At 64.8% G+C, this 14,564-nt stretch carries 11 protein-coding genes; all 11 read right to left on the reverse strand.

Features of this window, described 5'->3' with window-relative positions; translation table 11 throughout:
• Nucleotides 1-50: 50 nt before the first annotated feature.
• The gene (locus MPSD_RS18985; protein WP_036426438.1) at nucleotides 51-455 is read right to left on the reverse strand and encodes a DUF4233 domain-containing protein; all 405 of its coding nucleotides are present in this window, start codon (nucleotides 453-455) and stop codon (nucleotides 51-53) included.
• Complete coding sequence (folC, locus tag MPSD_RS18990) at nucleotides 452-1,906, reverse strand: bifunctional tetrahydrofolate synthase/dihydrofolate synthase (protein ID WP_020786724.1); 1,455 nt, start codon at nucleotides 1,904-1,906, stop codon at nucleotides 452-454. The genes MPSD_RS18985 and folC overlap by 4 nt, the downstream gene beginning before the upstream one ends.
• Complete coding sequence (locus tag MPSD_RS18995) at nucleotides 1,903-4,563, reverse strand: valine--tRNA ligase (protein ID WP_086085554.1); 2,661 nt, start codon at nucleotides 4,561-4,563, stop codon at nucleotides 1,903-1,905. Before MPSD_RS18995 ends, folC begins: the two co-directional genes overlap by 4 nt.
• Nucleotides 4,564-4,637: 74 nt before the next feature.
• Entirely contained in the window at nucleotides 4,638-5,261 is a 624-nt protein-coding gene (locus MPSD_RS19000; protein ID WP_011741447.1) for a LysM peptidoglycan-binding domain-containing protein, read from the reverse strand.
• A gap of 83 nt (nucleotides 5,262-5,344) precedes the next feature.
• Nucleotides 5,345-5,941, reverse strand: a complete 597-nt coding sequence (locus tag MPSD_RS19005; protein WP_020786722.1) for a DUF937 domain-containing protein — start codon at nucleotides 5,939-5,941, stop codon at nucleotides 5,345-5,347.
• 107 nt (nucleotides 5,942-6,048) lie between these two features.
• Nucleotides 6,049-7,305: a saccharopine dehydrogenase family protein gene (locus tag MPSD_RS19010; protein ID WP_020786721.1), complete on the reverse strand. Its 1,257-nt coding sequence runs from the start codon at nucleotides 7,303-7,305 to the stop codon at nucleotides 6,049-6,051.
• 166 nt (nucleotides 7,306-7,471) lie between these two features.
• Nucleotides 7,472-7,954, reverse strand: coding sequence for a transglycosylase family protein (locus MPSD_RS30440; RefSeq protein WP_420811946.1), 483 nt, complete (start codon nucleotides 7,952-7,954; stop codon nucleotides 7,472-7,474).
• A gap of 1,211 nt (nucleotides 7,955-9,165) precedes the next feature.
• A complete protein-coding gene (locus tag MPSD_RS19025) occupies nucleotides 9,166-10,368 on the reverse strand; it encodes an ISAs1-like element IS2404/ISMul1 family transposase (RefSeq protein ID WP_420811919.1) in 1,203 nt (400 codons plus the stop codon).
• 347 nt (nucleotides 10,369-10,715) lie between these two features.
• Nucleotides 10,716-11,321 carry a molybdenum cofactor guanylyltransferase gene (mobA, locus tag MPSD_RS19040; protein WP_086085197.1) on the reverse strand — a complete coding sequence of 202 codons (606 nt, stop codon included), beginning with the start codon at nucleotides 11,319-11,321 and terminating at the stop codon, nucleotides 10,716-10,718.
• 1 nt (nucleotide 11,322) lies between these two features.
• Nucleotides 11,323-12,414 (reverse strand): 2-oxoacid:ferredoxin oxidoreductase subunit beta, encoded by a 1,092-nt coding sequence (locus tag MPSD_RS19045; protein WP_086085198.1) that lies wholly within the window; start codon nucleotides 12,412-12,414, stop codon nucleotides 11,323-11,325.
• Between the two features lie 48 nt (nucleotides 12,415-12,462).
• Complete coding sequence (locus MPSD_RS19050; RefSeq protein WP_020786717.1) at nucleotides 12,463-14,424, reverse strand: 2-oxoacid:acceptor oxidoreductase subunit alpha; 1,962 nt, start codon at nucleotides 14,422-14,424, stop codon at nucleotides 12,463-12,465.
• Nucleotides 14,425-14,564: the final 140 nt, after the last annotated feature.

The following is a 14,564-nucleotide window of genomic DNA, read 5'->3' on the forward strand; positions in this document are numbered from 1 at the left end:
AGATGGCCCGATTCTGCGGCCTAAACCTGGATGCCCCTAGGCCGGTCAGATCAGCGCGACGGCGGAGGCCCCTGGCGCTCTCGACGCCTGACCTCGGCACGGAAGTACGCCATCATGGCCCATACCGCGCCGAACACCACACCCAAAAACCCGACGGCCGGGTACACGAAAACGCCGGCGATAGGCACCAGCTGAATGCCCAGGTTCGCCCAGATCGCCCACGGCCTGCGCTGCACGCTGGCCAGCAACACCAGCGTCACGGCAAGCCCAATGAGGTAACCCAGCGACGCCGGAGTCAGCCCGCCGCCGACCGCACCCACCACCGGGATGGCCAACAGCACCACGATCGCCTCGAGGATAAGTGTCGCTGCCATCACCGAGCCGAAGCTCTTCCATGGGTCTGACTGTGGTGCCGGATCCCCGTGATTTGCCGGCTCTTGCGGCTGCCCGGTCATTGCGGATCACGACCGAACAAGGCGCGGGCGGCCCCGGCAGTGACCACCGAACCGGTAATGACGATCCCGGTTCCCGACAGTGAGCCCCCCTGCGCTTCCCAGTCGATCGCGGATTCATCGACCAGCGCGGTTGCCGCGTCGACGGCATCACGCAGGTTCTCTGCGGTGATCACCCGGTCGGGGCCGAAGTATTGCTCCGCCGCCAGGGCCAGTGACGCGACATCCAACGCCCGTGGCGAACCATTGTGGGTCACCACGATGGAGTCGAATGCGGGTTCGAGTGCGGCCAGAATGCCATTCACGTCCTTGTCTGCCATCACGGCGACCACCCCAACCAGGCTGCGGAAGTCGAACTCTGCGACCAGCGACTGCGCCAGCGCCGCCGCCCCGGCCGGATTGTGGGCGGCATCGATAAAGACCGTCGGTGAGCTGCGCAGGCGCTCCAACCTGCCGGGGCTGGTGACCGCGGCGAAACCAGCACGCACCGCGTCGACATCGAGCTGACGCTGGGCGCCGGCACCGAAGAACGCCTCCACTGCCGCCAGCGCCACCACCGCGTTATGCGCTTGATGTTCACCGTGCAGCGGCAGGTAGATGTCGGAGTAGACCCCACCGAGGCCCTGCAACTGAAGCAGCTGCCCGCCTACCGCCACCTGGCGGCCCAGCACGGCGAACTCGGAGTCCTCTCGCGCGACGGCGGCGTCGGCGCGAACCGCCTGGGCCAGCAGCACCTCCATGGCCTCAGGGAGCTGACGCCCGATGACAGCGACCGTGTCAGGGGAACCGTCGGCGGCTTTGTGGATGATGCCGGCCTTTTCACCGGCGATAGACGCGATGTCATCACCGAGGTAGTCGACGTGATCAATGCTGATCGGGGTGATCACCGCGACCGGCGCGTTGATCACGTTGGTGGCATCCCACCGTCCTCCCAGACCGACCTCGACCACCGCGACATCGACCGGCGCGTCCGCGAACGCGGCGAACGCCATCGCGGTGAGCACCTCGAATTTGCTCATTGCCGCCCCGCCTGCGGCCTGCGACTGTTGGTCGATCATTTGCACGAACGGCTCGATCTCGCGGTAGGTCTGGACGTATTGAGCCGGGGTGATCGGCTTTCCATCGATCGATATCCGTTCCACCGCCGACTGCAGATGTGGGCTGGTGGTCCTGCCGGTGCGTTGATGCAGCGCGGTGATTAGCGCGTCAACCATGCGCGCCACCGACGTCTTGCCGTTGGTGCCCCCGATGTGGATCGACGGGTAGCTCAGCTGTGGTGAACCAAGCAGGTCCATCAGCGCACTGATCCGCGTCAGGCTCGGCTCGATGCGGGTTTCCGGCCAGCGCTGGTCCAGCAGGTGCTCGACCTGCAGCAGAGACGCGAGTTCGTCCGGGGTCGGTTCGGCGTCACTCCCTTGAGCTAACCCTGTCCAGTCAGGTGGATCGAAACTCATTGCAGCGCTGCCAACCTGGTCGTGATCCGGTCGCTTTCCTCCTGCGCCAAACGTTGGCGATCGCGGATCTTGCCGACGACGGCCTCGGGCGCCTTGGCCAGGAAATCGGCGTTTGCCAATTTGGCCGCGGTCGATACCAATTCCTTTTCGGCTGCGGCCAAGTCCTTTTCGAGACGCCGCCGCTCGGCAGCCACGTCGATGGTGCCCGAGGTATCGAGCTCGACAACAACCGTGTGGTTCATGCTCGGGCCGAGCCGAACCTCCAGCGAGACCGACGGCGCAAAGCCTTCACCCGGCGCGGTAAGCCACGCCAGTGAGGTGACGGCAGCAACCTGAGCACCCAAATCGGATTCCTCGACACCGATCAGCCGAGCGGGCACCTTTTGCCGGTCGGCCAGCCCTTGGTCACTGCGGAAACGCCGGATCTCGGTGACCAGATTCTGCATATCACTGATCCGCTGCGCGGCAACCGGATCCAGGGTGATTCCGGAGGGCTGCGGCCAGTCGGCGATCACCAGCGATTCCTGCCCGGTCAGCGCCTGCCACAACGCCTCGGTGATGAACGGGATGACGGGGTGCAACAACCGCAACAGTGTGTCCAGCCCCGCCGCCAGCACCGCGGTGGTAGCCGAAAGGCCCTCGGCGAGCTGGGTTTTGGCCAGCTCGACGTACCAGTCGCAGAATTCGTCCCACGCGAAGTGGTAGAGCGCCTCGCAGGCCCGGCTGAATTCGTAACTGTCGAAGGCCGAATCAACTTCGGCCCTAACCTCTTCGAGCCGCCCCAGGATCCAGCGGTCGGCATCGGTCAGCTCCCCCAGCGGGGGCAGCGGGGCCAGCGCGGCACCGTTGAGCAGCGCGTAACGGGTCGCGTTGAACAACTTGGTACCGAAGTTTCGTGACGCCCGGACCGCGTCCTCGCCCACTGCCAGGTCACTGTCGGGGCTCGCACCACGGGCCAGAGTGAAGCGCAATGCGTCGGCACCGAACGTGTCGATCCAATCCAGTGGGTCGATGACGTTGCCTTTGGACTTACTCATCTTCCGGCCGAACTCGTCGCGGATCAGGCCATGCAGAAAAACGTCGGTGAACGGCACCTGGGCGCCACGGCGGCCGTCCAGGGTGATCACCTCGTCTCCGCCGACGAAGGTGCCGAACATCATCATCCTGGCCACCCAGAAGAACAAGATGTCATATCCGGTGACCAAAATACTTGTGGGATAGAACTTTTCCAGCTCTGGAGTCAGTTCGGGCCAGCCCAGTGTGGAAAACGGCCACAGCGCCGAGGAGAACCAGGTGTCCAGGACATCGGAGTCCTGTTCCCACCCCTGCGGCGGCGTCTCGTCCGGACCGACGCACACCTTCTCCCCGTCGGGGCCGTACCAAATCGGAATGCGGTGACCCCACCACAATTGTCTCGAGATGCACCAGTCGTGCATGTCGTCGACCCAGGCGAACCAGCGTGGCTCCAGGCTTGCGGGGTGGATCACGGTGTCCCCATTGCGCACCGCATCACCCGCGGCCTTGGCCAGCGACTCCACCCGCACCCACCACTGCAACGAAAGCCGTGGCTCGATTGGCTCTCCACTGCGATCGGAATGCCCGACGCTGTGCAAGTAGGGACGTTTCTCCTCGACGACGCGCCCCTGGGCCGCGAGCGCCTCACGCACCGCGACCCGGGCTTCGAATCGGTCCATGCCGTCGAATTGCGTTCCGGTGTCCACGATCCGGCCCTTGGTATCCAGAATCGAAGGCATGGGCAATTGGTGGCGCATTCCGATCTCGAAGTCGTTCGGGTCGTGTGCCGGGGTGACTTTGACCGCACCCGTGCCGAATTCGGGATCCACGTGCCCATCGGCGACGATGATCAGCTGCCGGTCCACGAATGGGTGCGCCAAGGTGGTGCCGACCAGGTGGCGGTAGCGCTCATCGTCCGGGTGGACGGCGATCGCGGTATCGCCCAACATTGTTTCGACCCGGGTGGTGGCCACCACGATGTGGGGTTGGGAGTCCTCTAGTGAGCCGTACCGGAACGACACCAGCTCACCCTCCACCTCGAGGTAGTTCACCTCGAGGTCGGATATCGCCGTCTGCAGCACCGGCGACCAGTTGACCAACCGCTCGGCCTGATAGATCAGCCCGGCATCGTAGAGCCGCTTGAAGATCGTTCGCACCGCCCGCGACAGGCCCTCGTCCATGGTGAACCGGTCACGGCTCCAGTCCACCCCGTCACCGAGCCGGCGCATCTGGCCGCCGATCGCGCCGCCCGACTCGCGCTTCCAGTCCCAGACCTTGTCGACGAACAGCTCGCGACCGAAGTCTTCCTTGGTCTTACCGTCGGCCGCGAGCTGCTTTTCCACTACGGTCTGGGTCGCGATGCCGGCATGGTCCATTCCCGGCTGCCACAGCACCTCATAGCCCTGCATCCGCTTGCGGCGGGTCAGGGCATCCATCATGGTGTGTTCCAGCGCATGGCCCATGTGCAGGCTGCCGGTCACGTTGGGCGGCGGCAACACAATCGAGTACGGCGGTTTCGAGCTGGTCGGATCGGCGACGAAGTAGCCGGCATCCGCCCACTTCTGATAGATGTCGCCTTCCATCGCAGCTGGATCCCACGACTTGGGCAGCTGGTCGGCGGCAGAATCGGCGCTGGCGGTCACCGGTCAATTCTAGGAATAGCGCTCGGGCGGCCTGTAGGCACCCAAAACCTCAGGTGCACGCCGTTTAGCCGCGATCAGGGAATCGTGAGCACCTCGCCGGGGTGGATCAAGTCGGGATTGGCCACACCGCTGGCCTCGGCAATCACCTGATACTTGCTGCCGTCGCCGTAGAAGCGCTCCGCGATGGCCCACAGGGTGTCACCGGAGACCACGGTGTAGGTCCGCGGCGCGGGCTCGGCAGCAGGCTCCGGTGGCGCCGGTTCGGCGACCGCTGCCGCGACGGCCTCCGGGGTGGTGTCGACGCGCTGAGCCGTATCCGAGGCAGTGGCTTCGGCCGCGGCGGTGGGCTCGGGCGGCGGCGGGGCGTCGGTCTCGGTATGCGTCGACCAGGCCGGTCCGTCAGCGGCATAGAGCACCAGATTGCGATCGTCTTGCAGCACCAGCCGGACGTTCTTCTTGCCTTTGGTGTCGGTGTGCCAGACCGGTTTGTCCGCCGTGTACACCACAAAGTTGCCGTCGCGCTGCACCTCGGCGCGCACCACCTGCTGGCCGTTGGTGGCGCTCGCCCACAGCGGGGTGCCGCGGGAGGCCAACACGAGATTGCCGTCGTCTTGCAAGGTCAGGGTGTAAGCCCCGTTCTTGGAAACCAGTGACTCCCCCGGCACCAGCTGCTGTCCTTCGGTCAGTGTGTCCGACATTGGCAATACCCCTCTCGTTACTTATCTTGAATCGGCTCGCGGTGGTCGAGCGAAACGGCAGCTACGCCGGCCGCCGACTGGCGCTACTTCTTACCGCCCAGTGGGCCGCCCAGAATGTCACCCAGGGCGCCGCCTTTGCCTCCCAGCACACTGCCGAGAATGCTCCCCAGGGACTTGTCAACGGATCCGCCCCCGAGGATGCTGCCCAGCACCTCGCCTAGCCCTCCGCGGGAGGCTGACTCGGAGTTCTGCTGCGATCCTTCCCCCGAGCCTAGCTGATTTCCGATGTAGGCCAACACAATCGGGAGCACGATCGGCAACAGCTGCTTGAGCAGATCGCGGTTGCCGGCGCCGCCCTTGGCCAACGCCGATGCGACTTGCTCGGCGTCGTTGCCACCGAAAAGTGTCGCAATCGTCTGATGTCCGTCGCCCCGGTCCGCCGCATCAAGGTTGTGATCCAGACCCCCGCCGGCGTCGAGCAGGCCCCGGGCCGCCTGACGGTTGGCGGCAGATTCGATCCTGCTGGCATGGTCGGGATCTTGCGAAGTCTGGTGCAGACCGCTGACCAGCACCGGCACCGGCACGTGAACCGCGCTGTCAACCTCGCCCTGGTCGACGCCTAGCCGACTGGCGATTTCCGAGGTAGGTATCCGAGCGTAAAGATCGTCGAGACCGGCCATCGATGCCACCTCTTTTGCGGCTCATTGGGTGCGCTGTGAACTTCTGTGGACCACTTTCGACACTAGACCGCCGCGCTCTTCACCGAAAGCCGTTGCGGCAGACCAGTTCAAGTTAACCGTTCGGTAGCCAGCGCGACACCCGCGGCCGGTAAGCGCGCTAGCAACGCGTCACCCATCGCGGCCGCCGGGGTGAGCACGCCATGCAGGCCCGAAAGCTGGTCACGATCGAAGGCCAGTGCCAGACCGCACTCCCCCAGCAACACCGACGTCGCTTTGTACCCGGGATCACCGTCCTGCCCCATCCGTGCCACGTACCTATCACCCGAGGTCGTCGTGGTGTAGGTCTCGATGCGGTAGTAGCCGCGCTCCCGAGTTGCGGCGCTGGGGCCGGTGCCGGGTTTGGGAGCGATGCGCTCCACCAACCGTTGTGGCAGCAACCGGAAGTAGCGGCTGCCCAAGCCCGTCATCGCGTTGCCAACACCGCTGATCATGGCCGAGGCCACTGGCGCCACCGCCGACGAGCCCAGGCTCATGTGTTCGGTGTACTGGAACCGCTTGCCGTACGCCCAATCCAGCAGCGCGTTGCTGCGCCGCACGATGCGGGTGTTGGTGGGCGCCATCATGAATCCTGCCGTCCACAGCCCGGTCAGTTCTGGAGCGATTCGTCCACCACGACGCCAGGGCAGATCGGGCTGCGGTCCAAGTTCCGGCTCGGCGGCGCGGTCGGTGCTCAGCGTGTAGGGGTCGGTGAACTGGCGACGCAGATCGGGGTCGGCGGAGACGGCACGCAAAATTTTCAGCATCGACGCGACCGTGCCGCCCGATACCCCGCCGGCGAACGAACGGACGACGAAGTCGGTGCGACCCAGCTCACCGGCACCGTCGTCGCGGACGGCACGGTAGAGGGCGTACACGGTGAGGTCCGATGGAATCGAATCGAAGCCACAGGCGTGCACGATCCGGGCCCCGGTGTCGGCGACCTGTTTGTGATACAGGTCGATGCTTTCGCGCACGAACGGCGGCTCGCCGGTCAGATCGGCATAGTCGGTGCCGGCAGCCGCGCACGCGGCCACCAGGGGCAGGCCATAGCGCATGTACGGCCCAACCGTGGTGACGACCACCCGGGTGCGGGCGGCCATCTCCTTGAGTGTCGCCGGTGCGCCGGCGTCGGCGCTGACCACGGGCCAGGACTGTGCGGCCTCTCCCAGCGTCTGACGGACCGCCAACAATCGGTCGGTCGACCGGCCGGCCAGCGCGATTCGCGCGTCGCCGCCGGCCCGGGCCAGGTATTGCGCGGTCAGCTTGCCGACGAAGCCGGTCGCTCCGTAGAGGATGATGTCGAATTCACGCGGCGTCTCGCTCACCGACCCGACGCTACCGCGCGGTCAGGGGTTAGTGAGCAGACGAGGGCCAGTGGCGCCCGGATTCACACCTGATAGGGCCGGGCTGGACCCGGTAAGACCCCAAACAAGGTGAGAGTGCCGGGCCCGAAGGCCCGACACTCTCATCAAAAGTCCAGCGTGGCGTCGGCTAGCCGCGTCGGCCGCAGACCGGCCACGCGCCGATGCCCTGGCTGCGCAGCACGTTCTCGGCCACTCGGATCTGCTCTTCACGGCTCGCACCGGCGGCCGATCCCGCGCCGCCGTTGGCCCGCCAGGTGCTCGCGGTGAACTGCAGGCCACCGGAGTAGCCGTTGCCGGTGTTGATGCCCCAGTTACCGCCGGATTCGCACTGTGCGATGGCGTCCCAGTTCACGGTGTAGACCTTGGGAGCGGGCGGCGGGGCAACGTCCGACGCCGGCGGCTCGAAAGCGACTGGTTCCGGAGCTGGCGGAACATCCTCAGGGGCCGGCGGCGCGAAGGCGTCCGGGGCCGGCGGTGCATCCTCCGGAGCGGGACCGTCCGGCATGTCGACCGGCGCGATCATGGCCTCGGGGGCCGGCGGTGCGTCCTGCGGGGCCGGCGGTGCCTCCTCCGGAGCGGGGGCCTCCGGCATGTCGACCGGCGCGATCATGGCGTCCGGCGCCGGCGGCGGCAGGTCCGGGTCGGCATCGGCCAGCGCGGGGGCCGGCGGTGCGTCCTGCGGGGCGGGCGGCTCAAAGGCACCCGGGGCCGCAGGCAGGTTGGGGTCAAAGCCCGTCGTGTCGGCACCGACCGCATTCGGGTCCAGGCCGTCGTCGGCGTTGGCGGTGGCGGCGGTGGGCACAGTCACGAGCGTCCCTGTGATCGCCGCGACGATGAGCGTCTTGCGGACGTTCTTCAAGATTGTTCCTTTCGCGGTGCGCGCGCCAAAGCCAGCCAGCCCACGAGACGTGGGTTGGTTGCGATGTCCAGTTAGGAATTGCTGCTTTGAGACGTGCCGTCTCGTTTCGGCACGACAGCGGAGGGCCTGATCTGCCCGGCGGGCCTTGCCCGACCGCAGCGGCGGCTATACGAAACTCGTGCCGCCCGCAGCTCCGCTCACACGCGGGTCCGTGGATTCAATTTTGTTCATTACTGTTGCCCGGTTTTTTGGGCTACGGGGACCGTACGATAACGATTTGGATTCGCCATCTCCGCCACGCCGATATTTCAGTTCTATAACGCGCGAATCACGGCCGGATACCAGAAATGTTCCCGCTGGTCAGGCGCAAGTTTGTGGCAATACACGAGCATTGCCGGTTTGAGCGCCTTCGTGAGCCGAATCACGCACATTTTGTGAGCTGAGACACGAGTTTGCCCATCAACAACTCGGCCGGCGCACTAGGCACCCACAGCGCGGCCGCCGTGACCCAGGTCATAACCACGGACAAAGGCGAGTTGGACCACATTCAGCTGCAGTTCGTAGAAGTCTGCTGTCAAACAACTGAACATCAAGTGTCACAGTGTCGTTCACCGCGATGGACGAGCAGTGGCGGCTGACGGAGCAAAGAGTCACCGCAGGGACGAATATCGCTGCAGGACAGAGCTTTTACCTCCGCCACACCGAGACGACCCTAACTCCACGAAGCAAACCCCAGGCTGCGCGACAAGAGCCGGGCAGGCCCCCGCATCGGCACGAAGATTGCGATGTTTTCGAATTTGCTGCAATACGGTCGCCAGCTCCCACCCAGGGCAGCGCCGGACCAATAGGAAGGCTCCCCGGCTAAAACGGAATCGACCGTAGGTACTAAATACCCTGTACGGCAACGCAATACGTTCTAGCGGCGCCGGTAGCCGCTCCGACCAGGGCTCCGGCGTTGTTGATTAGCAGGCTTGTGAGCTGGGGAATTGTGGATTGAGGAGGTCTAGGCGGCGGTTGGCGGTCAAAGCGGTGATCCGGCAGGCTTCGGCGATGTTGTCGGCGCCGTTGAGGCGGTGCAGATTGATCGCGGTGTTGCGTAGCGTTGCTAGGACCTGTGCGCCGTTTCCGGTATGTGCCCTTTGACGGTCTTCGTCGAAGGTGACGTCGCGTATCCAGTGCAGGCTGTTCTCGATTCCCCAGTGTTGACGCATCCAGGTCATGATCGCGGTAGGGCGGGCGTGCTCGAACGGCAGGCTGCAGATGGCATAGACCACCTCCACGCTGCGCTGGTCGGTGGCGGTGATCAAGCGTTCACGAGTGATCCGGATGATTTGTTTTGCGTAGGGGAAGCCGATTCCTCGTGCAGCGGTGATGATTTGCGGGGTGCGGGTCTCGACACGGCCGTGGCCGCGGGAGTCGTCGGTAGCGGCTGTGGGCACCTCGGCCCAGGGCAGCGCGGTGATACGCGCAAGTATTTTGGCTTGGTTGGACTTGACGATCATCAGGTAGTGCGACTTCAAGGTGGCGCAGATCAACTTCGCGGTGACGACCTGGGTATGCATCGCATCCACGGTGACCAGCCACCGCAAGCTACCCGGCAGCAGCGTGAGCAGGGCACGTACGCAGGGAATTTCATTGCTTTTCTCGGCGACAGCGAGTTGACCGAGCACCAATCGGGCACGGTGGGCGAACACCGACACGAGATGCGTGGCTGTCGCTTTGGCGCGTAAAGCACCACGCAGCATCTTGCCGTCCAACGCGATCGGCACCAATCCACTGGGGTCGCTGCTGGCCACGTGTGCAGTGAAGTAACTGCCCATCCTGGCGTTGAGGTCGGCGGGGTCTAGCCGAGACAAAACAGCGCGGAAGGTCTTCTCACTGGGCCTCCGGAACCGGACCCCTAATTGGGCCAACACATCATCGGGAGCGGTGGCCGCCCATGTGGCAAAACCAGCATAGCCGCGCATCCCCGCGGCAGTGGCCAGAACCGCGATCGCCAACAAAGCCATCAGCGAATACCTCCGACCGCGCGGGTCCCTCGGGTCTGGCACCGAGGCCAACACATCGAGAAACTCCGATCCGATGAGCTCGCTGCGCTCACCAGGACTCCAGCGGTCGAACACCTCTGGAACCGACGACACAGGCAATACTGAAACGGTAGGCACGGGCAACTCCAGACCAACGACGAACAGTAACCAACTCGATCGTTCTCCAGATAGCCCGTGCCTATACTCCGGCCCCAATAGCGCGGCACCAAAGATCATCAACCCAGCTCACAAGCCTGCTAATCAACAACGCCGGAGCCCTGCCGCTCCGACCGTTCAAGATCCGGGGGAAACCAATAACGGGATAGGCCGCGACAAATAACGATGCGAATCGACGAACACTAAAGAAGAGAAATATTCGGAGACCCATTCCAAATCGAACGGAAATGAAATCAGCGAGACAAATCTAGAAAAGCAGTCATAACCACCGGTGCACGCAGGCCACCCAGCGACCGATACGGCAAGGGTCAGTGTCCGGGCCGCACCGGTGCGGGCAGGTCCGCGGCAGTGTTGACATTGGCCAACGGCGCAGAGTCCGACATCACGATCCGTTGCGTATCCGAACGGTCGGCCAGAGCGCTCATCTTGCGCTCGCCCGAGGCGACGAGCGCGTCGACCCGCTCGGCGAGATCGGTCCGGTATATCGCCGCCAGATAGTGGCTGCGGCCGTCCCACGGCAGCACCACCTCGGCGTCGGTCTCAATAGCGCTGCGCACCAGATCATCGATCAGATCCACCGTCAGCCCGGGCATGTCGACGGCACACACAAAGGCAAACCGAGCGCCGGCCTCCGCGGCCGCACGCAGGCCACGTCCGGTCGCCGGCAGCGGTCCCAACCCGCGCAATTCGTCGCGCAGCACAGGAACCTGCAGGGGCGGTAGTGGCTGCCCCTGGGCCGCCATCACAAAGACGGGCTCGCAGCGTTGCCCGACAATGCCGAGCACGTGCTCGGCCATTGTCGTGCTGCCACCGGGCAGCACCAGTGTGGCTTTGTCACGTCCCATTCGCCGGGATTCTCCCCCGGCTAGGACGACCCCTGCCAACGACACGGCGTCCGACTCGCGTCCGGCCATTTCAGGAAACGGTCCAGGTGTCGCGGCCACGCAGCAGCGACTGCAGCGCCGCCGAATCCGAAGGCGTCGACTCCCGAGCGGCACTGATCTGGGAGCGAGCCGCGTCGTCGTAGGCCGGTCTGCTGATGCTTCGGAAGATACCCAACACCGTGTGTTCGAGGTTTTGATCGGACAGCCGCGACAGTGCGAAGGCGTAGGCCGCGTCATCGGCGTGGGCATCATGCACCACGATCTCGTCGACGGCGACGTCGGCGGTCTTGGCCACGTCGAGGCCGAAGCCGGATCGCACCACGCAGTATTCCCCGTTGGCGCCGAACACGATTGGTTCGCCGTGGTGGACGTTGATGACCCGCTCTTCGGAACCCTCCTTGCGCAGCGCGTCGAAGGAGCCGTCGTTGAAAATCGGGCAATCCTGTAGGATCTCGACCAACGCAGCGCCACGATGCTCGGTGGCGGCGCGCAGCACTTCAGAAAGCCCCGCACGATCGGAGTCCAGCGCGCGGCCGACGAACGTGGCCTCGGCCCCCAACGCCAATGACACCGGGTTGAACGGGGTGTCCAGCGAACCCATCGGCGTCGACTTGGTCACCTTGCCGACCTCCGACGTCGGCGAGTACTGGCCCTTGGTCAGCCCGTAGATCCGATTATTGAACAGCAGGATCGTGATGTTGGCATTGCGCCGCAGCGCGTGGATCAAGTGGTTGCCCCCGATCGAAAGGGCATCGCCGTCACCGGTGACCACCCAAACCGAGAGGTCTTCGCGGGCCAGCGCGAGACCGGTCGCAATTGCCGGAGCGCGCCCGTGGATCGAGTGGAAGCCATAGGTCTCGAGGTAGTACGGGAAGCGGCTAGAGCAGCCGATCCCGCTGATGAACACGATGTTCTCGCGACGCAACCCCAGCTCCGGCAGGAAATTGCGGATGGTGTTGAGAATGACGTAGTCGCCACAGCCGGGGCACCAGCGGACCTCCTGGTCGCTGGTGAAATCTTTGCCCTTCTGTGGCTGGTCGGTGGTGGGCACTCCGGTGTTCTTGGACAAAACAGGCGTTACACCCAGGTTTGTGCCAGCCAGATTGCCGATCACGCTAGTCATGAGCGCCGCTCCTCCTCATCGCCTCGCTCTGCGTCGTCGCGGCACGGGTCATGCGCCTACTCCCGCTTCAACCGTGGCCGCCGACAACTTGGCGACCATCATCTTGTCTTGCTCGAGTTCGCCCAGTCTGCCGGCCAGCGCGGCCCGGATGAAGCGCCCCACCTCGTCGGCCAGGAACGAGACACCCTTGACCTTGGTGACTGACTGCACGTCGACCAAATACTTCCCACGCAGCACCAACGCCAGCTGACCCAGGTTCATTTCCGGAGCCACCACCTGCGGGTAACGTCGCAACACCTCGCCCAGATTCGCCGGGAAGGGGTTGAGGTAGCGCAGATGAGCATGCGCCACTTTGGTCCCACGCCGCCTCGCCCGCCGGCACGCTTCGCCGATGGGCCCGTAGGAACTGCCCCACCCGATGATCAGCAGCTCGGCATCACCGGTCGGATCGTCGACTTCGAGATCGGGAACACTGATCCCCTCGATCTTGGCCTGCCGCAACCGCACCATCAGGTCGTGGTTGGTCGGCTCATACGAGATGGCGCCCGTTCCATTGGCCGCCTCTAGTCCGCCGATACGGTGTTCCAGTCCGGGAGTGCCGGGCACGGCAAACTGGCGCGCCAGGGTTTCCGGGTCGCGGGCGTAGGGCTGGAAGGGCTCGTCGGGCTTGGCGAAGGTGTGCTTGATCGGCGCCAGATCGGCGACGTTCGGGATGCGCCATGGTTCCGATCCGTTGGCGATCGCACCGTCGGACAACAGGATCACCGGCGTGTGATACGACACCGCAATCCGCACCGCCTCGAGAGCGGTCTCAAAGCAGTCGGCAGGCGACCGCGGCGCCAGCACCGCCAATGGCGACTCACCGTTGCGGCCGTATAGGGCCTGCAGCAGGTCAGCCTGCTCGGTCTTGGTGGGCAGACCGGTCGACGGCCCTCCCCGCTGCACATCGATGACGATCAGCGGCAGCTCGGTCATCACGCCGAGCCCGAGCGCCTCCGACTTGAGTGAAATGCCGGGTCCCGATGTGCTGGTGACGCCCAACGCGCCCCCATAAGCGGCGCCAAGTGCGGCACAGATGCCACCGATCTCATCTTCGGCCTGGAAGGTGGTCACGTTGAAGTTCTTGTGCTTGGACAGCTCGTGCAGGATGTCCGACGCCGGCGTGATGGGATAGCTGCCCAGCGCCACGGGGAGGCCGGCCAGCTGCCCGGCCGCGACGATGCCGTAAGCCAGCGCGGTGTTCCCGGAGATCTGCCGGTAGTCGCCGGGCGGAAGCTTCGCCGGGGGTACTTCGTAGGTGGTGCCGAAAGCCTCGGTGGTTTCGCCGAAATTCCAGCCCGCCTTCAGGGCCAACACATTGGCTTCAGCGATCTCGGGCTTGCGGGCGAACTTCTCCCTGATGAACGTCTCGCTGGTCTGTATCGGCCGCCCATACATCCAGGACACCAGGCCCAGCGCGAACATGTTCTTGGCCCGCTGCCCGTCCTTCTTCGATGCGCCGATCGCTTCGACGGCTCCCAGCGTCAGCGTGGTCATCGGGACGGAGTGGACGACGTATTCCTCGAGCTCGTCAGACTCCAGCGGGTTCGTTACGTACCCCACCTTGGTCAGATTGCGCTTGGTGAACTCGTCCGAGTTGGCGATCACCATCCCGCCCAGCGGCAGGTCGCCGATATTGGCCTTCAGCGCGGCCGGATTCATCGCCACCAGCACGTCGGGCCGGTCACCGGCGGTCAGGATGTCGTAGTCGGCAATCTGAATCTGAAAAGACGAAACCCCGGGAAGCGTGCCTGCGGGGGCCCGGATCTCGGCGGGGTAGTTCGGCTGGGTCGCCAAGTCATTGCCGAAAAGCGCGGCCTCCGACGTGAATCGGTCGCCGGTCAGCTGCATGCCGTCGCCGGAGTCCCCGGCGAAACGGATAACCACATTCTCCAGGCGCTGCCGGTCAGGCCCGCCATGGGTCGCCGCGGTATGAGACTCTGGTCCGGCTTCGCTGCCGTTCGGATCCACGTCTCCGCCCTTCCGTCTAACTGGGGACAGGCACTCCGCGCCAAATCTCTAGATTACGCGTCGTCGGAGTGGCTCCCCGCCCTCACGATTTTGTGTCACTGGCAGTACCGATTATGGCACTTACATAAGGAGTGTATGGC

The organism is Mycobacterium pseudoshottsii JCM 15466 (genome assembly GCF_003584745.1).
Taxonomy (GTDB): Bacteria; Actinomycetota; Actinomycetes; order Mycobacteriales; family Mycobacteriaceae; genus Mycobacterium; species Mycobacterium marinum.